Source organism: Rhodovulum sp. ES.010 (assembly GCF_900142935.1).
Classification (GTDB): Bacteria; Pseudomonadota; Alphaproteobacteria; order Rhodobacterales; family Rhodobacteraceae; genus Rhodovulum.
The window spans coordinates 1,044,088-1,064,462 of the sequence record NZ_FSRS01000001.1 but is presented as its reverse complement, the minus strand read 5'-3'; the positions used below and the strand labels follow the sequence as shown (position 1 = coordinate 1,064,462).

General features: G+C 61.3%; 17 protein-coding genes, 1 tRNA gene and 1 pseudogene. 15 read left to right on the top strand and 4 right to left on the bottom strand.

All coding sequences use genetic code 11. The annotated features are described in order from the left end of the window. Positions 1 to 17 precede the first annotated feature (17 nt). The 10 genes from BUR28_RS05315 (at position 18) to BUR28_RS05270 (ending at position 11,607) form a co-directional block, all read left to right on the top strand. A complete protein-coding gene (locus BUR28_RS05315) occupies positions 18 to 1,250 on the top strand; it encodes an aminotransferase class V-fold PLP-dependent enzyme (RefSeq protein ID WP_074219174.1) in 1,233 nt (410 codons plus the stop codon). Positions 1,251 to 1,265: 15 nt separating this feature from the next. Beyond that, entirely contained in the window at positions 1,266 to 2,687 is a 1,422-nt protein-coding gene (locus tag BUR28_RS05310) for a cryptochrome/photolyase family protein (RefSeq protein ID WP_074219173.1), read from the top strand. A 59-nt stretch (positions 2,688 to 2,746) separates the two neighbouring features. Beyond that, positions 2,747 to 3,958, top strand: coding sequence for an SAM-dependent methyltransferase (locus BUR28_RS05305; RefSeq protein ID WP_074219172.1), 1,212 nt, complete (start codon positions 2,747 to 2,749; stop codon positions 3,956 to 3,958). Between the two features lie 3 nt (positions 3,959 to 3,961). Then, the gene (locus tag BUR28_RS05300) at positions 3,962 to 4,405 is read left to right on the top strand and encodes a TrgA family protein (RefSeq protein WP_074219171.1); all 444 of its coding nucleotides are present in this window, start codon (positions 3,962 to 3,964) and stop codon (positions 4,403 to 4,405) included. A gap of 9 nt (positions 4,406 to 4,414) precedes the next feature. Next, the gene (locus BUR28_RS05295) at positions 4,415 to 5,545 is read left to right on the top strand and encodes an NUDIX domain-containing protein (RefSeq protein WP_139307492.1); all 1,131 of its coding nucleotides are present in this window, start codon (positions 4,415 to 4,417) and stop codon (positions 5,543 to 5,545) included. 50 nt (positions 5,546 to 5,595) lie between these two features. Then, complete coding sequence (locus tag BUR28_RS05290; protein WP_074219170.1) at positions 5,596 to 6,624, top strand: cysteine synthase A; 1,029 nt, start codon at positions 5,596 to 5,598, stop codon at positions 6,622 to 6,624. After that, the gene (locus BUR28_RS05285; protein ID WP_074219169.1) at positions 6,621 to 9,098 is read left to right on the top strand and encodes a DUF3772 domain-containing protein; all 2,478 of its coding nucleotides are present in this window, start codon (positions 6,621 to 6,623) and stop codon (positions 9,096 to 9,098) included. Before BUR28_RS05290 ends, BUR28_RS05285 begins: the two co-directional genes overlap by 4 nt. Continuing rightward, entirely contained in the window at positions 9,095 to 9,814 is a 720-nt protein-coding gene (locus BUR28_RS05280) for an alanyl-tRNA editing protein (protein ID WP_074219168.1), read from the top strand. The genes BUR28_RS05285 and BUR28_RS05280 overlap by 4 nt, the downstream gene beginning before the upstream one ends. A gap of 64 nt (positions 9,815 to 9,878) precedes the next feature. After that, positions 9,879 to 9,968 (top strand) — tRNA-Ser (locus tag BUR28_RS05275). Between the two features lie 67 nt (positions 9,969 to 10,035). Continuing rightward, entirely contained in the window at positions 10,036 to 11,607 is a 1,572-nt protein-coding gene (locus tag BUR28_RS05270) for a site-specific integrase (protein ID WP_074219167.1), read from the top strand. 28 nt (positions 11,608 to 11,635) lie between these two features. Here BUR28_RS05270 and BUR28_RS05265 read toward each other — a convergent pair whose 3' ends face one another. Together BUR28_RS05265 and BUR28_RS05260 are read right to left on the bottom strand one after the other, a co-directional pair. After that, positions 11,636 to 12,364 (bottom strand): hypothetical protein, encoded by a 729-nt coding sequence (locus BUR28_RS05265; protein WP_139307491.1) that lies wholly within the window; start codon positions 12,362 to 12,364, stop codon positions 11,636 to 11,638. Between the two features lie 232 nt (positions 12,365 to 12,596). Then, positions 12,597 to 13,786 (bottom strand): IS3 family transposase gene (locus BUR28_RS05260; protein ID WP_139307446.1). Its coding sequence is split into 2 segments (ribosomal slippage): positions 12,597 to 13,534 and positions 13,534 to 13,786, totalling 1,191 coding nucleotides; the frame shifts between segments, so codons are not numbered across the junction. A gap of 61 nt (positions 13,787 to 13,847) precedes the next feature. Between BUR28_RS05260 and BUR28_RS19920 the strand changes: the two are divergent. Continuing rightward, positions 13,848 to 13,961, top strand: a pseudogene (locus BUR28_RS19920) (glycoside hydrolase TIM-barrel-like domain-containing protein); the annotation flags it as partial. Positions 13,962 to 13,988: 27 nt separating this feature from the next. On the opposite strand, the gene BUR28_RS05245 reads toward BUR28_RS19920, so the two are convergent. After that, positions 13,989 to 15,356 carry a Mur ligase family protein gene (locus BUR28_RS05245; RefSeq protein WP_175566902.1) on the bottom strand — a complete coding sequence of 456 codons (1,368 nt, stop codon included), beginning with the start codon at positions 15,354 to 15,356 and terminating at the stop codon, positions 13,989 to 13,991. A gap of 229 nt (positions 15,357 to 15,585) precedes the next feature. After that, positions 15,586 to 16,344, bottom strand: a complete 759-nt coding sequence (locus tag BUR28_RS05240; protein ID WP_074219164.1) for an alpha/beta fold hydrolase — start codon at positions 16,342 to 16,344, stop codon at positions 15,586 to 15,588. 104 nt (positions 16,345 to 16,448) lie between these two features. Between BUR28_RS05240 and BUR28_RS05235 the strand changes: the two genes are divergently transcribed. The 4 genes from BUR28_RS05235 to BUR28_RS19270 all read left to right on the top strand — a co-directional run bounded on the left by BUR28_RS05235 (position 16,449) and on the right by BUR28_RS19270 (position 20,361). After that, entirely contained in the window at positions 16,449 to 17,600 is a 1,152-nt protein-coding gene (locus BUR28_RS05235) for a D-alanine--D-alanine ligase (protein ID WP_074219163.1), read from the top strand. A gap of 40 nt (positions 17,601 to 17,640) precedes the next feature. Beyond that, the gene (locus tag BUR28_RS19275; protein WP_139307490.1) at positions 17,641 to 18,729 is read left to right on the top strand and encodes a hypothetical protein; all 1,089 of its coding nucleotides are present in this window, start codon (positions 17,641 to 17,643) and stop codon (positions 18,727 to 18,729) included. Positions 18,730 to 18,789: 60 nt separating this feature from the next. Beyond that, a protein-coding gene (locus BUR28_RS05225; protein WP_139307446.1) for an IS3 family transposase occupies positions 18,790 to 19,979 on the top strand; the annotation gives its coding sequence in 2 pieces (ribosomal slippage) (positions 18,790 to 19,042 and positions 19,042 to 19,979; 1,191 coding nt in all). Between the two features lie 49 nt (positions 19,980 to 20,028). Continuing rightward, on the top strand, positions 20,029 to 20,361 hold the full coding sequence (locus BUR28_RS19270; protein ID WP_139307489.1) for a hypothetical protein: 333 nt from the start codon (positions 20,029 to 20,031) through the stop codon (positions 20,359 to 20,361). Positions 20,362 to 20,375 lie beyond the last annotated feature (14 nt).

Genomic DNA, 20,375 nt, shown 5'->3' with positions numbered 1-20,375 from the left:
TGCCCGCCGGAGCCCAGATGGTTGCGTTCGATGCCGAATTTGTCCGCAATCAGTTTCCGGCCTTCCGGCACAAGGACCTGCGGGACAAGGTGTTCTGCGAGAATGCCGGCGGGTCGTACACCTGCCGCTACGTGATCTGGCGGCTGCACCGCTTCTACAACGAACGCAAGGTTCAACCCTACGGCGCCTTCGCCACTTCGCAACTGGCCGGCGAGGAGATGGACGAGGCGCGCATGCGTCTGGCCGGACACCTTGGCGTGGCGCGGGACGAGGTGCATTTCGGCCCGTCCACCACCGCGAACGCCTATGTTTTGGCCCGCGCCTTCGGAGACTGGCTTCCCGACGGCGCGGCGATCGTTGTGACGAACCAGGATCACGAGGCGAATTCCGGCCCCTGGCGGCGGATAGCCGAGGCACGCGGGCTGGACCTGCGGGAATGGGCGGTCGACCCTTCCTGTGGACGTCTCGACCCGGAGGCCCTTGCGCCCCTGCTGGACGAGAAGGTGTCACTGGTGTGCTTTCCGCACGCCTCGAACATCCTCGGCGAGATCAACGACGTTCCCGCGATCTGCCGGATGGCGAGGGACGTGGGTGCGCTGACCTGCGTCGATGGGGTCAGCTACGCACCGCACGGGTTGCCATACATGCGCAGGCTCGGGCCCGACATCTACCTGTTCTCGACTTACAAGACCTACGGCCCCCACCAGGGCGTGATGGTGATGCGGCGCGAACTGGCACACCAGTTGCCCAACCAGGGCCATTGCTTCAACGGCGAGGACACGATCAAGCGGTTCAACCCGGCGGGCCCGGACCATGCGCAGGTGGCGGCCTGTGCCGGCATCTCGGATTATATCGACGCGCTGTACGAGCGCCATTACCTGGGCGGGCGCGATGCACGGGGCCGGTCGGACAAGGTCTCCGAACTGATCCGAGCGCAGGAGCGGACGCTGCTCGCACCTTTGATGGACTACCTTGCGGGTCGGCCGGCGCTGAGGGTGCTTGGTCCCCGCGGAGTGAAGGCCGAGCGGTTGCCCACGGTCTCGATCGCGCTGTCGGAACCCGGGCGGCAGGCGGCGGCGCGGCTGGCGCGGTATGGCATTCTCGCGGGTGGGGGCGATTTCTACGCCGGGCGGCTATTGAAGGCGATGGGGGTGGAGCCGGCGCGCGGCGTCCTGCGCCTGAGCCTCGTGCACTACACGCTACCCGAAGAGGTTGACCGCCTGATCTCCGCGCTAGATAGCGAGCTTTGAAGGAGAAAGCGGTCCATGTCCGATGCCTCGCCAGTCCTGTGGTGGGTGCGCCGCGATCTGCGGCTGAGCGATAACCCCGCGCTGGGCGTGGCGTGCGGTTCGGGCCGCCCGGTGATCCCTGTCTTCATCCACGACGCGCAGATCGCCAGCCTCGGCGCGGCGTCCAAGTGGCGGATGGGGCAGGGGATCGAGGCGTTCGGCCGGGCGCTGTCGGCGCGCAACTCCCGTCTGATCCTGCGCCGGGGCGAGGCGCTGGAAGTTCTGCGCAAGCTGATCACCGAGACGGGCGCGGGCGCGGTCGTCTGGACCCGCGCCTATGACCCCGACGGCGTCGCGCGCGACAAGGCAGTGAAGGCGGCGCTGAAGGCGGACGGCATTGAAGTCCGCTCGGTGCCGGGCTTCCTCCTGTTCGAACCCTGGACGGTGGAGACCGGCCAGGGCGAGTTCTACAAGGTCTACACGCCTTTCTGGAAGACGGTGCGCACCCGGAACGTGCCCGAACCCACCCCGGCCCCGGGCATGATCCCGCGTCCCGATCATTGGCCTGACAGCGACGAGATCGGCCGTTTGCGCATGGGCGCCGCGATGCGCCGGGGCGCGGCGGTGGTGGCGCGCCATGCCGTGATCGGAGAGGAGGCGGCCCAGGGCCGGCTTGGGGCCTTCGCCGCCCACAGGATCGCCGACTACAAGGACCGGCGCGACTTTCCGGCGGCCTATGCCACCTCTGGCCTGTCCGAAAACCTAACCTATGGCGAGATCTCGGCCCGCGCCTGCTGGCATGCAGGGCTGCGCGCGATGGACGAGGGCAAGCCCGGCGCCGAACACTTTCTCAAGGAACTGGTCTGGCGCGAATTCGCCTGGCATCTTATGTGGCACAGCCCGTATATCGCGACCCGTAACTGGCGCGAGGGTTGGGACGCCTTTCCCTGGTCGCAAGATGGCGCCAGCCCCGAGGCCACCGCCTGGAAACGCGGGCGCACGGGTATTCCCCTTGTCGATGCCGGCATGCGCCAGATGTACGTCACGGGCACGATGCACAACCGCGCCCGGATGATCGTGGCCTCCTACCTCACCAAGCACCTGATGACCCACTGGAAGATCGGGATGAAATGGTTCGAAGATCACCTGATCGACTGGGATGCGGCTTCGAACGCGATGGGCTGGCAATGGGTGGCGGGCTCGGGCCCCGACGCCGCGCCCTATTTCCGTATCTTCAACCCGGAAACCCAGGCCGAAAAGTTCGACCCTGACGGCGCCTACCGACGCGCCTGGATCGCCGAAGGCAGGGACCGGCCCACCGAAACGGCGCTGTCCTATTTCGAGGCTGTGCCGGCCTGTTGGGGGCTGTCGCCGGACGCGCCCTATCCCGCACCGGTCGTGGCGGTCGATGCAGGGCGCAAGCGTGCGCTGGCCGCCTACGAGACGCGGCCCGCGTGAGGGCATTGCGCCGCCCTGCGGGTCTTGCCATGAATATCGACAGGAACGAGGGAGCCAGGATGACAATCCTGACAAGTACCAAGGGGCAGGCCGACCTGCCACGCTATTTCGCGCAGGTGTTCGACGTGGCCTGCAACATGGCCCACGGCCGGCTCGATTTCGTGCTGCCCGACGGGCGGCGGTTCCGGGCCGAGGGCCGGGGGCCGGGGCCGGTGGCGGAACTCGACATCCATGACGACGAGGTCTTCGCCCGGCTGATCCGCGAGGGCGATCTGGGCTTCTGCGAAGCCTATCTCGACGAGGCCTGGTCGACGCCCGACCTGATGGCCTTCATGGATCTCGTCCATGCCGACAATGACGAGATCTACGACGGATTCCCGGGCCAGGGGCTGGTGCGCGCCTTCGAGAAGTTCCGGTTCTGGCTGCAGCGCAACACCAAGCGGCAGGCCCGGCGCAACATCGCCGCGCATTACGACCTCGGAAACGACTTCTACGCGCTCTGGCTCGACGAGAGCATGACCTATTCCTCGGCGCTGTTCCGCAGCGGGCAGGAAAGCCTCGAAGCCGCGCAGGAGCTGAAATATTCCTCGATGGTCGACGAGATGGGCGTCGGCCCCGGCGACCATGTGCTGGAGATCGGCTGCGGCTGGGGGGGCTTCGCCGAGTATGCCGCGGGTCAGCGCGGGCTGAAGGTCACTGGCCTGACCATCAGCCGGGAACAGCACGACTACGCGGTGGAGCGGATCCGGCGCGCGGGCTTGCAGGACCGCGTCGAGATCAAGCTCCAGGACTACCGCGACGAAACCGGCCGCTATGACGGCATCGCGTCGATCGAGATGTTCGAGGCGGTGGGGGAAAAGTACTGGCCCACCTATTTCGGCACGCTCCGCGCCTGCCTCAAGCCCGGACGCCGCGCGACCCTGCAGATTATCACCGTTCAGGAACGGCGCTTCGAGATCTACCGCAAGGGCGTGGATTTCATCCAGAAATACATCTTTCCGGGCGGCATGCTGCCCAGCCACACCATACTTGGCGACTTGGCCCGCGCCGCAGACCTGGAGGTGACGCGGTCCGTCGAGTTCGGAGAGAGCTATTCCCAGACCCTGCGCCGCTGGCACCAGACGTTCAACGCGCGCTGGCACGAGATCGCCGACCTCGGCTTCGATGCGCGGTTCCGGCGCATGTGGAACATGTACCTCACCTCTTGCGCGGCGACCTTCCACAGCGGAAACTGCGACGTGACACAGTTCACCGTGACGAGACCCGCCTGATCCATGCCCACAGCCGCCAAGCTTGTCGCGTTCCTGTGCTATGCCGCAGTGGCGTGGTTTGCGTCTGACGCGGCGGTGCCGTTGTTCCCCGAAGGCGCCGATCTGGGCTACTTCGCAGAGGTCAACACGGCGATCGGGGGGCTCGCGGGCTGGTTCGTCATGGGCCGGCTTGCGGGGGAGGGGTATGGGGTAGCGGTCACCGCGGGGCTGCGGACGTCGGCCGTCTTCCTGGTCTATGCGCTGCTTTTCCACGCGATCTACGAGATGCTTCAGCGCGCCACCGACCTGCGCTACGACGACACGATGGACGCGCTGACCGGCATGATGGAACTGATAGGGGAATACGGGCTGATGGTCGTAACCGAGCCCGCGGTCATGGGCATCCTGCTGGTCGGCGGGGTGGTTGCGGCGATGGCCGTGGAATGGGCGTCGCATCGCTGGAACTAAGGGGGGCGCTTGGACCGGCTGTTCTTCTACGGCACGCTTCGCCATGTGCCGCTGCTCGCCCGCGTGCTGGGCGTTTCGCAAACGGCGTTAAGCCCGCGGCCGGCGCGGCTGCACGGGCACGCCGCCCACTGGGCCGAAGGCGACAACTTTCCGATGTTGCGCGAAGCAGCAGAGGCGGTGGCCGACGGCATCGTGCTTGACGGCGTGACGCCCGCGGCGCAGGCGCGCCTCGACTACTACGAGGGGTGCTACGGGTTCACCTTGGGGCGAGTGACGGTCGAGACCACGGATGGTCCGTACGAGGCGCATGCCTATCTGCACGGGCGGGATGCCGGCTTGCGGCCCGGGGCGCCTTGGGATCTTGGCGAGTGGGCCGCGCGCTGGGGCGATATCGCGACACTCGCCGCTGACGAGGTGATGCTGGGCTTTCCGGACCGCGAGCCGGAGGTGAATCGCCGCCGCTACCGGATGATCCTCGCCCGCGCCGGTGCCCGCGTCCGGGCGCGCGCCCCGTCCCCCACGACGCTGCGCCGGCCCACGCGGCCGAACGATGTCGAGGAGTTCCGCCGCACGCAGCCCTATGCCAATTTCTTTGCCGTCGAGGAATATGGTTTCCGCCACCGCCGCTTCGACGGCTCCTGGAGCCCGACGCTGAACCGCGCGGCCTTCTTCACGGCCGACGCCGCTACGGTGCTGCCCTATGACTCGCCGCGCGACCGGGTGCTGCTGATCGAGCAGTTCCGCGCCGGACCGTACGGGCGCGGCGATAGCGAATGCTGGTCTGTCGAGGCCATCGCGGGACTGGTCGACCCGGGCGAGACACCCGAGAGCACCGTTCGCCGCGAGGCGGTGGAGGAGGCCGGCATCGAGGTCGGCCGGCTGCATCCGGTCTATGGCTACTACCCATCGCCAGGCGCCAAGACCGAGTTCATCTATTCCTTCGTCGGCGAAGCGAACCTGCCCGACGATGCGGGCGGACTGGGGGGGCTCGCCGCCGAGGGCGAGGATATCCGCGCCCATGTCGTGCCGTTCGACCGCGCGATGGACCTGGTCGAGACCGGCGAGATCGGCAACGCGCCGCTGATCCTGACGCTTCTCTGGCTCGCACGGAACCGCGAGCGGCTGCGCACGTCGGGTTGAGTTCCAGCGCCTGCCCCCGTAGCACTATTTCAAACGGGAGGCAGTGCAGTATGGACATCCGGCACGATCTATCGGCCTTGGTTGGCAACACGCCGCTCGTGCGGCTTGCGGGGCCGTCCGAGGCGACGGGCTGCGAGATCCTCGGCAAGTGCGAGTTCATGAATCCCGGCCAGTCGGTCAAGGATCGCGCCGCGCTCTGGATCATCCGCGACGCTGTGGCAAGGGGCGCGCTGAAACCCGGCGGCACCATCGTCGAGGGCACCGCAGGCAATACCGGCATCGGGCTTTCGCTGGTGGGGGCCTCTAAGGGCTTCCGCAGCGTGATCGTGATCCCCGAGACCCAGAGCCGGGAAAAGAAGGACATGCTGCGCCTGGCCGGGGCTGAGCTGGTCGAGGTGCCGGCCAAACCCTATCGCGACTCCAACAACTTCGTGCGCTACTCCGAACGCCTCGCCAAGCGGCTGGCCGAGAGCAACCCCGCGGGCGCGGTCTGGGCGAACCAGTTCGACAACACGGCGAACCGCCAGGCGCATGTCGAGACGACGGCGCGCGAGATCTGGGAGCAAACCGGGGGCAGGGTGGACGGCTTCATCTGCGCCGTGGGGTCGGGCGGCACGCTCGCGGGCGTCGCGATGGCCCTGCAGCCCAAGGGCGTGAAGATCGGCCTCGCCGATCCAGAGGGCGCGGCGCTTTACAGCTATTACACCATTGGCGAGCTTAAGGCGGAGGGTTCCTCGATCATGGAGGGCATCGGACAGGGCCGGATCACCGCAAATCTCGAAGGGCTTAGCCCGGATTTCTGCTGCCGCGTGCCGGATGACGAGGCGTTGCCGATCGTCTTCGACCTGCTCGATCGTGAAGGACTCTGCCTTGGCGGGTCGTCTGGCATCAACGTCGCCGGGGCCATGCGCATGGCGCGCGAGATGGGTCCCGGGTACACCATCGTCACGGTGCTTTGCGACTACGGCACGCGCTACCAGTCACGCCTCTTCAATGCCGACTTTCTGCGCGAGAAGGGATTGCCGGTGCCCGACCGCCTATCGGTCCCGCCACGTGCCCTTCCGGAGGTCTTCGAATGACCCATATCCTGCGCCACTTTGCCGTCATCCTGCTGCTGGCCGCAGCGAGCCTCGGCCCGCTCGCCCAGCCGCTGCCCGCGCAGGCCGAAAACGGTTCGACCGCGGCGGCGACGCCGCGGACGGACGAGGGCACGCCCGATTACCAGGTCTGGGAACAAGTCGCGACCCGGGCGGAGGAGGTACTGGAAGCCGGTCGCGCCTCGAACCAGGCGCTGGAGGCGTTACGCGCCCAATTGGTCGAGTGGCGCACCCGGTTCCTCTCGGCACAGGACATCAACAGCGCGCGCATCAAGACCCTACGCGACCAGATATCGGCGCTTGGGCCACCGCCGGCCGAGGGAGAGACCGAACCCACGGAGATCGCCGAGCGTCGGGCCGCGTTGAACGCCCAACTTGCCGAGTTGCAGGCGCCGGGGCTGAAGGCGGTTGAGGCGCATAGCCGTGCCGACGGGTTGATCCGCGAGATCGACTCGGTCATTCGCGAGCGGCAGGCCAGCCGTCTGCTGGAACTCGGGCCGTCGCCTCTAAACCCGTCGCATTGGCCCGACGCACTGGCCGCGTTGCAAGATACCGGAACCCAGATCATGGGCGAGCTGGCGACGGGCTGGAACACGCCATCGCGCCGGGCGAGCCTGCGCGAGGACCTGCCGGTGACGTTGCTGTTCCTCGTCATGGCCGGGGTCTTGCTCGCGCGCGGCCGGCGTTGGGTGATGATGCTCACCGCGCGCCTGGTCGAAAAGGGGCGGGGCCGTGGCCGGGCCGTCTACGGCTCGCTGGTCTCGCTCGGGCAGATCGCGGTGCCCGCTCTGGGTATTCTCCTGCTGACGGCCGCCCTTGCCAGCACCGGGCTTGCGGGCGAGCGTGGCATGCAAGTGCTGGTCGTCCTGCCTGTCCTCGGCTTCACCTTCTTCGCGGCCCGCTGGCTGGGTGGCCGCGTCTTCGCCGACCATGGCGTCAGCCATCCGTTGTTCGACCTGCCCTCCGATCGGATGGCCGAGGCGCGGTTTCACGCCAGCGGCATGGGGGTCGTCGTGGTGCTGGCGGGAACGCTCGCCGCGCTGGGAGAGTTCGGCGGGTTCGACGACGAAGCCCAGGCAGTGCTCGGCTTCCCGCTGGTCGTGGCGGGCGGGCTCCTGCTTCTTCGCGTGGGACAACTCCTGATCGCGCAAAGCCGGGTGCCGCGGCCCGACGGACAGGAGCGGCCCTATCGCAGTCGCATCGTCGGGCTTGTCGGGCGCGCCTCGGTTGTGTTCGGCGTGCTCGGGCCGGTGCTGGGCGCGATTGGCTACAAGGATGCGGCCGATTTCTTGACCTATCCGCCGATCCTCACGCTGGCGCTGCTTGGCCTGTTGCTGGTGCTGCAGCGCTTCGTTGGAGATGTCTACAACTTCCTCGCCGGCCAAGGCGACGACGAGGCCTCCGCAGATGCACTGCTCCCGGTGCTGATCGGCATGGCGCTCGCGGTGGTCGCGCTGCCGTTCCTGGCACTGATCTGGGGTGCCCGGGTTGCCGACCTCACCGAGATCTGGGCGCGTTTCACCGAAGGCTTCATGCTGGGCAGCAAGCGGATCTCGCCCAGCGATTTCCTCACATTCGTTGTGATTTTCGCGATCGGTTATGCGCTGACCCGGCTGGTGCAGGGCACCCTTCGCTCCACCGTCCTGCCCAAGACCAGGATCGCCCCCGGTGGGCAGACGGCACTGGTGTCGATGCTGGGCTATGTCGGCATCTTCCTTGCGCTTGTAATCGCGGTGACCACCGCCGGCATCGACCTCTCGTCGCTGGCCATCGTCGCCGGCGCCCTCTCGGTCGGGATCGGCTTCGGCCTGCAGAACATCGTGTCGAATTTCATCTCGGGCATCATCCTTCTGATCGAACGCCCGATCAGCCAGGGCGACTGGATCGAGGTCGGCGGCACGATGGGCACCGTGCAGGACATCTCGGTGCGCTCGACCCGCATCCAGACCTTCGACCGCACCGATGTCATCGTGCCCAATGCCGACCTGATTTCGGGCACGGTGACCAACTGGACCAAGCAGAACCTGACGGGGCGACTGATCGTGAAGGTCGGCGTCGCCTACGGCACGGATACCCGGTTGGTGGAGAAGATTCTGCTGGAGATCGGAGAGGCGCATCCGCTGGTCATCATCAACCCGCCGCCGATGGTCGTGTTCCAGGGGTTCGGTGCGGACGCACTGGAGTTCGAGCTGCGCGTTATCCTGCGCGATGTGAACCAGATACTTGGTGTCCAGAACGATCTGTATCACGAGATGGCCCGCCGCTTCGTCGAGGAGGGGTTGGAGATTCCGTTCGCGCAGCGCGATATCTGGCTGCGCAACCCCGAGACCCTTCGGCGGGGCGGGAATGCTGCTCCGGTCGCGCAGGCGTCGGGCGCGGCGCACCTGACCGAAGACGACTTCGGGCAGGGGGACGGCGACAGCGATGGCGGCGGCGAAGGAGGAGATGGACGATGACGGCAACGCTCTACCGATCCGACCCCTATCTGCGCGAGGCGCCAGGGATCGTCACCGGGCTCACGCCTGACGGCGGCGTGGTGCTCTCGGCCTCGCTGTTCTACCCCCAGGGCGGCGGCCAGCCGGGCGATACCGGCCGGCTTGTCTGGCTCGATGGAGAGATGGAGGTGACGGACACCCGCAAGGGCGACGGCGAGGCAATTGTGCTGCTGCCGGCGGAGGCTGCGCCGCGGCCGGACGTTGGAACACCGGTCACCCAGGTGCTCGACTGGGAGCGCCGCTACCGGTACATGCGTGTGCATACCGCGCTCCACCTGCTGTCGGTCGTTATCCCCTTGCCCGTCACGGGTGGGGCGATCGGAGCGGGGAAGGGGCGGCTGGACTTCGATATGCCCGACGCGCCCGAGGACAAGGCCGCGTTGGAAGCGGCGCTGAACGATCTCGTGGCCCGCGACCTGCCCGTGACCGAAGACTGGATCACGGACGAGGAACTCCAAGCCAATCCGGGCCTCGTCAAGACCATGTCCGTGACCCCGCCAATGGGAACCGGACGGGTGCGGCTCATCCGGATCGGTGAGGAAGAAACGCAGGTCGACCTGCAGCCCTGCGGCGGGACACATGTGCGCCGCATCGGCGAGATCGGCACGGTGACGCTTGGCAAGATTGAGAAGAAGGGCAAACAGAACCGGCGCGTCTCGTTGCTCGTCGGGGGCTAGGCCGGCGCGTTAGAAAAAACCGCTCTTGCATCGGGACACCGGCCGAGGGTAGGAAACCGTGCACGGAGAGGTGGCCGAGTGGTCGAAGGCGCACGCTTGGAACGCGTGTAGGCGGGAAACCGTCTCCAGGGTTCGAATCCCTGTCTCTCCGCCATTTCTATATAGATCAATGACTTAAGAGTTGGACAGGCAAGTGCGACACAAAGTGGAGCACCACGCCCATGAAACTGTCCGCCTTCCTTTCGCCATCGCGCCACGGGGTCTACTATTTCCGCTGGCCCTTGCCTTCCCCAGACCGCCAAAGCCGCCGCACCGTCAGGATTTCCCTTCGCACCAAGTGCCCAGATCGGGCTGGCGATCTGGCCCGCCATCTTGCATCATGCGGGAGATTGGTTCGGGATAACAAGGCATTGGCGAGGCTCAGGCAAGACGAGATGCGCGAGATGGTGCGAAGCTACTTCGCGGCTTCGCTGGATGCGTATGTTGAGAAGCTGAACGATACCGGCCTGCCGGATCGGTCCCTTGACGCTCTGCGTCAAGAACTCGCTGCCCATGAGGACGCCGCAGAGGGCCATGACGATCTGTCGGACATGTTCCTTGACCCGGACGCCTTCCGAGCCTCAGCGGGCCTCACAGACGCGCAATGGGCCGAGAATGCCCCGTCCTTGCGCCACGAGATGCGCAAGGCCCGACGTGACCAGATCAGAGAGCTTCTGAGCCGCGCCGAGAGCCTTGAGGGCTATTCCTTCACCGAACATGCCCAGACCCTGCCGAAGCCGTCACAGGCCCGCTCCGCGTCTCTGAGCGCGGCCATCGCGGATTTCAAAGCCGAGCATGGGCCGCAATGGTCGCAGGAGATGCGGAACAAGGCGGATGCCTATCTTGCCCTGCTGGTGGGGCATTTCGGACCTGACCGCCCGATGGACCAGATCAGCCGCCAAGACGCCGCTGACATGAAGAAGCTGGTGCAAGCCCTGCCCGCCAACCGCAAGACCAAGCCCGAAACCCGCGACCTGAGTTTGCAGGACGCCATCGCCGTTCCCGGCTTGCCCAAGATGGGCGTGAAGACCGTCAACAGTTACATCGACATGTTCCGCCGCTTCTGGGACTGGGCAGAACGCCACGGGCGCGCGCCCCACAAGCTGTTCGACGGCATGAAGGTTGCGAAGGCCAAGCAAGCCGCAGAGAAGCGCAAGGCGTACCGCAAGGAACAGCTTTCACGCCTCTATGTCGAGTTGACGGAAAACCGCTTCGGACTGGTCAAGAAAGACGATCACAAGTGGGGAACACTTCTGGCGATGTTCACCGGGGCACGGTTGCGGGAAGTCGCGCAACTGGTACCGTCTGACATTCGGAATGAAGGCGGCATCTGGTACATCGACATCAACGCAGACGGTGAGAAGAAAAGCCTGAAATCGCCTGCCGCCAAACGCCGGGTGCCCGTCCATTCGGAGTTGATCCGGCTTGGCTTCCTCGAATGGGTCGAAGGCTCCGCAAAGCAACCGCGCCTGTTCATGTCGTTTTCGCACAACGACAAGGAAGGCTATGGCCGCAATCTGGGCCGCTGGTTCAATAACACCTTTCTGCCCGGACTGAAAATGAAGGAAGACGGCCTTGTCTTCCACAGCCTGCGCCACACAGCCATTACCCGGATGCGGCAAGCCAGTGTCGAGTTGTCACTTGTGCAAGAGATCGTTGGGCATGAACGTGACACCGTGACCGATGGGTACTTTGGCGAGGGCTACACGCTGGCCCAGAAGAAGGACGCGATTGAGAGAATCACCGCACGGTAGCCGTACAGCATAAATCACATGCAAAGGATCAGGATGAAGGAGTGGGGCCAAACCGCATGGCCCCTTCCGCCTTGTAGGCAAAACGGCCAGCTTCGTCGCGGATCGCTTCAAGTGCACTGGAAGTCATCGCTTCGTCAGTAACTTCTGCAATCCAGTCAGGATCAACACTGTCAATGTCAATGCGCTCAAGATTGGTCAGTTGGGCGAGGATGAACGCAGCGCCGTTGGTGTGCATATCAAGGTCAGATAGCCGAAGGCGACATGCTTGCAGCGTTCCGTCGAATGCACCAAGCGCGGAGGCTGCAAACTCTCTGTCGTCCACTTCGCGCTTTATTGCATTGAGATACCCAAGGTGGTGAATAGCCGCCGCATCTTGAACATGCCCCAAATCGTCAGACTGAGACGCTACATCGGGTTCATTTGCGGCAGGCTCACCCATAGGCTCGTTATCTTCGCGCCTGAGCGGCACAATGAAGTTGTCTTCCGCTTTCGGGTTCATTGCGCCCGCGCAAAAGGCGCTCACCACGAAAGCAACGCCCAGGGGCATGACAAAAGCCAAGAGCAAGAAACCGGCAACGAGAAACAGCCACCAATAAGCCCGGAATAACCGCATGGTGCCGGTGGCGACCAAGAGTTGCATTTGCAGGTTCCACCAATATCGCCCGATCACACCAAGGCTGGCACTTGCAGCCGCCACACCTTCGGTCGCAGCACCGTAGGCGATGTGGTGGTCTGGTGACTTGTTGTTGAGGGTCATGGGGCGCTCCGATGGTGAGACTGACATGCGCCCCGGCACAGCGCTGAACTGGACAGCAAAGACGCTCAATATCCAGATTTTAGATACCTAGTTTTGAGATATAGTCAACGCGCCCAGTGCAGCAGCATAGGGCGTCCATGCCTAAAACTCTTGGAGATCATAGGCATGATGCTCTTGTCCGCTACCTCATCGAGAAGCGGGGCGAGGCAGGCTTTGACCTGCCACTGATCTTTCATCCAGCCGCGACCGGAGCCCGGTTGGTGTTTACGCCAAATGGCGCGGGTTGAGCAATCGCCCGACGCGCGGAGCTCTCATCTCGCGCAGCGGGTCGGGCGATTGCGGTGGTCAGGGTCTGCGCGTAGTCAGCCGGGGTCTGATAGCCCAAGGCCGAATGGGGGCGCTCGGTGTTGTAGTCGGCGACCCAGGCGGCGATCAGGTCGCGGGCATGGGCGAGGTTACGAAACAGCGTCTCGTTCAAGAACTCGTCCCGCATCCGGCCGTTGAAGCTCTCGACAAAGCCATTCTGCATCGGCTTGCCCGGCGCGATGTAGTGCCATTCGATCCGGTTCTCGGCGCACCACTTCAGGATCGCGTTCGAGGTCAGTTCCGTCCCGTTGTCCGACACGATCATTCCCGGCTTGCCGCGACGTTCGATCAGCGCCGTCAGCTCCCGCGCGACGCGCCGGCCGGAGATCGACGTGTCCGGGATCGCGGCGAGGCATTCGCGCGTGACGTCATCGACGATGTTCAGCACCCGGAACCGCCGCCCGCACGCGAACTGGTCATGGACGAAATCCAGTGACCAACGGGCATTTGCGCGCGCCTCGACCAGGATCGGGGCGCGGGTGCCGATGGCCTTGCGCCGCGCGCGCCGCTTGCGGACGGTCAGCCCTTCCTCGCGGTAAAGCCGGTAGATACGGTTGATCCCCGAGGGCTCGCCCTCCCGCCGGAGCAGGACGAAGAGCCGCCGGTAGCCGAACCGCCGACGCTCGTTGGCAAGCTCCCGCAATCGGCCGCGCAGTTCCGTGTCGGGTGCGCGTTGCGACCGGTAGCGGATCGTCTTCCGATCCGCGCCGGCAATCTGGCACGCCCGTCGTTCCGACAGCCCGAACCGGGCCTTCAGATGCGCGACCGCCTCGCGCTTCACGACGGGCGTCACCACTTTTTTGAAACCAGCTCGCGCATCGCGGCCAGATCCAGCATCTGCTCCGCCAGCAGCTTCTTCAACTTGGCGTTCTCGTCCTCGAGCGCCTTCAGCCGTTTGGCCTCTGACACCGTCATGCCGCCGTATTTGGCTTTCCAGTTGTAGAACGTCCCCTCCGACATGCCGTGCTTGCGGCACAGATCGGCACACTTCGCCCCGGCCTCATGCTCGGCCAGGATGCCGATAATCTGCTCTTCGCTGTATCTCGTTCGCTTCATTGTCCGTCCCCTCCTTGGGTCGGACTCTAATCGCAGGTGGAGGAAAAATCCCGTGGCAGGTCACAACGTCGATTTCGTCGGGATCGACAACTACATGCCGCTCTCCGACTGGCGCGACGGGTTCGAGCATCTCGATGCGCAGGAGGGCTGGCCCGCGATCTATGACCGGGCCTACCCGCTCGATTTGATCGACTGGTGAAAATCAAAGAAGTCTCTTCACCTCGAGCAGATCGGGGAGGTCGTTCTCGTAAAGTATAACATCTTCAGGAGCGGAGATTCTGGCCAATTTATCTCTAGCCCTAGAAAGTGTTTCAAAACCTTCCCAGGCAGCATTCGACGAGTTCAGCTCCTCAACAAATGAAGGAATTCTCTCAGGGTTTATAACGAGTACAAGGTCGCAATTCTTGGCACAGTACTCTCCAAGTCTGCTGTGCACGCGAGCGTGCTCCACCCCAAGTTCTGCGATTCCAGGGGTAACCAGTATAGCCTTCCCGCCTCGGCTTCTTGCGAGTTCGACAAGTATGGAGACCGCATTTCGGAAGCCAGACTCGTTGGAGTTAAAGGAGTCATCCAAAATAAGGGATTGACCCTCCGTTTCGCGTCTCTGAAGACGATGTGGTATCTGCTCAAAATCCCTTGTGACGAAAGGAACTCTGTCTAGAGATTCAGTGTTAATGACTGCAGAAAGAGTCACCGCAAGCGCCGAGTTAAAAATATTGTGTTTGCCGAGAACGGGGTTTTCAAACTCAATATTGAATGGTGCTCCACCGACATCCGACCTCAGTCGAATTTGCCAAACAAGGCCACTCAGATGAGCCTCTTCGATCTTAACGTCTGATACCTCATCCTCACCTACCGTTAGAAATTTTTCCGGATATCGCGCCTTAAGGGCTCGAAATGGCTCATACTTCAAGACTTCCGCGCTTGCCACGACGACACCGCCACGAGCGCATATATAATCCGGAAGCTCCGCTTTCGCTTTCGCAATGTTCTCAACGCTCCCAAATCGTTCAATATGAGCATCCCCAATCGCAGTTACGATACCAAAGGAAGGCTCAACAAAACGGCAAAGAGATTTGATGGACCCAACTCCATAGGCGCCCATCTCAGCGATAAAGAAGCGATGTGACCACTGAAGTCGTTCGCGAATATGCCGAGTCAATCCAAGCTTTGTATTTACGCTGCCTCGACTGACGAAGACCGGATCGATAGATTCAAGTATGTCTGCGAGAAAATATTTTGTGGTCGTCTTACCAAACGATCCCGTTATACCGATTCTAACCGGATCCATTCTTTGGAGTTTTTCCTTGGCGCTTCGGATAAATGCCTCGTTAATTGAGCGCTGAAGTGGCCCCAGCAACGCGTTTGCAAGTACAAGCGTCACGGGCCAGCTATGGATCGCCAAAATTAAGCCGAGATGTCCCCAGAGTGCCCCCAATAGAGAGGCCGCTGAAACGACCAGAGACAGGAAAAAGATTCTCCTAGCTCTTTCTGTCAATACAAGCGGCTTCTTAAACTTATACCTATACTCGCTAATTGCGATAAAGGCTATTGACGCTGCTGAAGCCAAGTTCGCAATTAATGAAATATACGAATGTTCTGTTTGCGCGATCAAAAAGGCTGTAACGAGCGCGATAGTGGCTCTAACGTCGAAGAGTCGAATTTTCACAACAGAGTTGATAAACCGAAACGAGTCATATTCTTCTTGCTGAAAATATGTCAGCAAAGTCCTGAGGCGGACGAAGCAGAGGACCGCGACAGACGCGACTAGGACTAAAAGAGATGGACTCAACATGGCATCAGCACTCCAAATTCTTCAGTTTGCGTTTGATTGTGAGTGCAATCTGGTGCCTCCCTCGGTCTAAAATTGATATGTGATCGTACTCTGGGCATTCAACGTACCTGGATTTGGGTACGGCCGCCGAGATACGCTTGCCAATTTCAGGTGGAGTCTCAGTGTCCCTTCCTCCGTATAATAGAACTGTTGGGCATTTTATCTTTGCGAGGTGTGGTGTTTGGTCCTCCGAGATTGTCTTTAAAAAGATATCCCGAAGCCCCAAGGTTCGACTGGCAACATAATCGGGGCTACCATAACGCCCTTCGAGGGCCAAAAGTTCCTCCTCAGTGCCAGCTCGGTTTCTAAGGAATTTGAATTGGCGGGAGCGAAATCCACTTCGAACTTTTTGATAAAAGGACACCTTTCTTTTGATGCCGGCCCCCGCAACAACAACTAGAGAGCTAACGTTTTCGGGAGTGTTGGCAGCGGCTCTTAGACCGATCCGTGCGCCGAAGGAGTGTCCAACCCAGATAGCTGAGCGAATGCCAAGCTCTGAACTGCAGAATGACACGACGTTATGGGCATAGTCGACGGTCGACCATGCCGCCTCCGGCCGTGGGCTTCTGCCGAAGCCGGGCAGGTCCAACAGGTAGCAGTCAGCAACCCTCGAAAGCGCCTCGGCTACAGGTATGAAATCCCTTCCGGTTCTCCCCCATCCATGCAAGAAGACTACCGGCGGCGCGCCCAGAGCACCGATTCTGGTGTAGCATATTGATGTCATGGCTCTCTTGTGGCAGGCCACGAGCCTAGAAGCAAGATATGGTATCGCTCGGGTCGGTAGTGTACCGGTGCTCAGCGCAGGAGACCGAGAAGACAGGCTGCAGGATGAAAGAAAAGCTGAATGTTGCCGTACTTTTTGGTGGGGCAAGCCAGGAGCATGACGTTAGCGTTGTCAGCGCCCATCAGTTGATGGATGCTGCGGATGTCGAGAGTTTGAATGTAATTCCGATCTATGTCGGATTTGAGAACAAGTTCTTTTTCGGTAGCCAGCTTCGAGACCTTAGAAACTATCGCCCACGCCCGCCTGCCCTTGAGGAGGTGACCTTTCGATGGGCGAATGAAGGGCCCGAACTTTGTAGGCTGGACGGGTCGCGGATTGCGCTTGTTGATTGTGTATTGCCGGTTTTCCATGGCCCGTTCGGCGAAGATGGTCGGATCCAAGCCTTTTTTGAACTTTTAGGTTTTCCGGTCACAGGGTTCGATGCTGCCAGCTCAGCGATGGCGATGCGGAAGGATGTAACTAAGTCAATAGTGAAAGATGCAGGAGTAGCTGTTGTCGACGGAAGCGTTGTTTCGAGAAGGCAACTCCGGAGCGGCGACTTCGACCCCCTGGATATTATCGAGAGGCTCGGACTTCCACTTATAGTGAAGCCAGTACATCTTGGGTCAAGTATTGGCGTTGGCCTAGTAAAGGATCGCGAGCAGCTAACGTCTACTGTCGAGAAGGTCTTGCGAGAAGACACCATGGTCCTCATAGAGCCCCAGGTTCAGAATCTTATCGAGTTCAACGTCGCAATTATTTGGAGAAATGGGAGCGCGAAGCTTTCCGCCATTGAACGTCCCAAGACTTCCGCAGAGTTACTAGATTTTAAAGAGAAGTATTTGTCTTCTGGCGGGGGAAGAAAGGGCGACTTTCTCCCGAGTGAGGGTATGCTCTCCTTGACGAGAGACATTAACCCGGAAATCTCTGAAGATCTACATAATCAAATTCGGGATTTCGCTTGCAAATCGTTCGTTGCGCTTGGCTGTCGCGGTGCTCCAAGAATTGATTTTCTTTATAATACCAATACAGGAGAACTATGGTTCAATGAAATTAATCCGATTCCTGGATCGTATGGATTTTTCTTGTGGGAAGCAGCAGACGAACCTTTGCTTTTCCCAGAGTTAGTTTCGCATTTGGTAGACGAGGCTCTTCAGCTTTCAGTGAAGTACTTCGACGATTCCGTTCCCGAGGGTACCCGATTGCTGCCGAGATAAGGTAGTGTCGGCGACGATCCAAGTGGGCCGAGGTAGGCAAGTGAATGACATTAACGAAAAGCTAAGTGAGATAGAGGACCGCAACGAGCGGCTTACGAATGCTCTAAAGGTTACTTGGACCTGGCTTGCGTGCATTGTGCTCTACTTGGCGCTGACTTTTTTCCTGCCGCTTTCTTCTTCAGACCCAAACGTCCCAGAACCCGATTGGCTCGCATTCTTTACGAACACTACGATAAAGGGCGTGCTCGTTGAAGCCAGGACAGCCGTGGCCGGCGCGCTCGCCACGTTTGTACTTCTCGGAGTTATCTTGGATGTCGCACTCCGCTCAAATACAACAAGCCAGATTGAGGCGGGGTTAACGCGGATAATACTTGGGAACAAGCGGCTACTCGACAGCTTCAGTGATATCGTCAAAGAACTTTTCGTGCGAAATTCACTGCGTTCGACTTTGGGTGATGAAACAGGCAGTGCAGTCTTCAGTTCTGTTGTGCATCCTCTTATGGAAACGGGAAACCGTTTTCGCCGTAACTACAATTACGACATCGTATTACTCGATGAGACGGAGTTTCCCAGTCAGCGTGCATTGGGTGAATTCGCAGATATTTTTGATATCAGAAAATACCGCTGGGTAGAAGAAAATATTGGCTACGAGAGCTTTGATCCAAGGTCGGAGTATGTGCATCGGGGCCCCTTCACGATATTAATGCTATTTGACAAGGGCACGTTGCCTGCGGCCTTTGAAAGACACGACATCTATTTTCGGTCCATGGTCGAGCTTGATGCAGACACGCGTGAAAGGTTTTTTACAAAGGGGGATGAGGCGATCAAACAGTTTGTATTGGACGTGATGAACTTCCGAGCTCTTGAGAGCATTGGGCGCACCGAACTGCCCGTTTCTATCGAGATTGAGCGGGAAGGAGCGGTCGACACGTCTGGCCGCAAGCACCCAGTCATAGCCCTAACCGTGGATCGAATCAAAGATGTAGCTAAGAACAAGCTTGTAGTCAAGCATCGGTATCCGCACCACCGTGAGGTAACAGACGTGACGATAACACTACCACAGCCTAGCCAAGGTGCAAGTTTCAGCGTTCTGGGCTCATCAGACGTTAGGAGGCTGGAGCCGATTTGACCTGCCACGGGATTTTTCCTCCACCTGCGATTAGAGTCCGACCCAAGGAGGGGACGGACAATGAAGCGAACGAGATACAGCGAAGAGCAGATTATCGGCATCCTGGCCGAGCATGAGGCCGGGGCGAAGTGTGCCGATCTGTGCCGCAAGCACGGCATGTCGGAGGGGACGTTCTACAACTGGAAAGCCAAATACGGCGGCATGACGGTGTCAGAGGCCAAACGGCTGAAGGCGCTCGAGGACGAGAACGCCAAGTTGAAGAAGCTGCTGGCGGAGCAGATGCTGGATCTGGCCGCGATGCGCGAGCTGGTTTCAAAAAAGTGGTGACGCCCGTCGTGAAGCGCGAGGCGGTCGCGCATCTGAAGGCCCGGTTCGGGCTGTCGGAACGACGGGCGTGCCAGATTGCCGGCGCGGATCGGAAGACGATCCGCTACCGGTCGCAACGCGCACCCGACACGGAACTGCGCGGCCGATTGCGGGAGCTTGCCAACGAGCGTCGGCGGTTCGGCTACCGGCGGCTCTTCGTCCTGCTCCGGCGGGAGGGCGAGCCCTCGGGGATCAACCGTATCTACCGGCTTTACCGCGAGGAAGGGCTGACCGTCCGCAAGCGGCGCGCGCGGCGCAAGGCCATCGGCACCCGCGCCCCGATCCTGGTCGAGGCGCGCGCAAATGCCCGTTGGTCACTGGATTTCGTCCATGACCAGTTCGCGTGCGGGCGGCGGTTCCGGGTGCTGAACATCGTCGATGACGTCACGCGCGAATGCCTCGCCGCGATCCCGGACACGTCGATCTCCGGCCGGCGCGTCGCGCGGGAGCTGACGGCGCTGATCGAACGTCGCGGCAAGCCGGGAATGATCGTGTCGGACAACGGGACGGAACTGACCTCGAACGCGATCCTGAAGTGGTGCGCCGAGAACCGGATCGAATGGCACTACATCGCGCCGGGCAAGCCGATGCAGAATGGCTTTGTCGAGAGCTTCAACGGCCGGATGCGGGACGAGTTCTTGAACGAGACGCTGTTTCGTAACCTCGCCCATGCCCGCGACCTGATCGCCGCCTGGGTCGCCGACTACAACACCGAGCGCCCCCATTCGGCCTTGGGCTATCAGACCCCGGCTGACTACGCGCAGACCCTGACCACCGCAATCGCCCGACCCGCTGCGCGAGATGAGAGCTCCGCGCGTCGGGCGATTGCTCAACCCGCGCCATTTGGCGTAAACACCAACCGGGCTCCGGTCGCGGCTGGATGAAAGATCAGTGGCAGGTCAGATTTACTATATAACTCCAAGCAACCCTGAGATGATCAATGAAGACAGACCCAACCGGATGGTAAAAGTGTCATTAGACGGATGGTTGTTTCCAACAAGTGGCGTAACATTCACTTGGAAAAACCGTCAAGCGGAAAGCGAGGAGGAAAAGATGGAACGGCACATTCTCAACTTCACTCACTCCGGAGCGATGTTTCGGATCTATGCCAATTGGAAGGGTGAGGGCACGGGAAAGGAGGAGCTGGACGCTATCATGCAGCGGGTGGAACAAGAATTTGGACCCGCAGCCTCGAGCCCTTCAGAATTCATCGAGATGGTCAAGGACGCCTTGCGGCGGGAGGGTTTCGAAATATTCAAAGCTTGATGTCATACGACCCG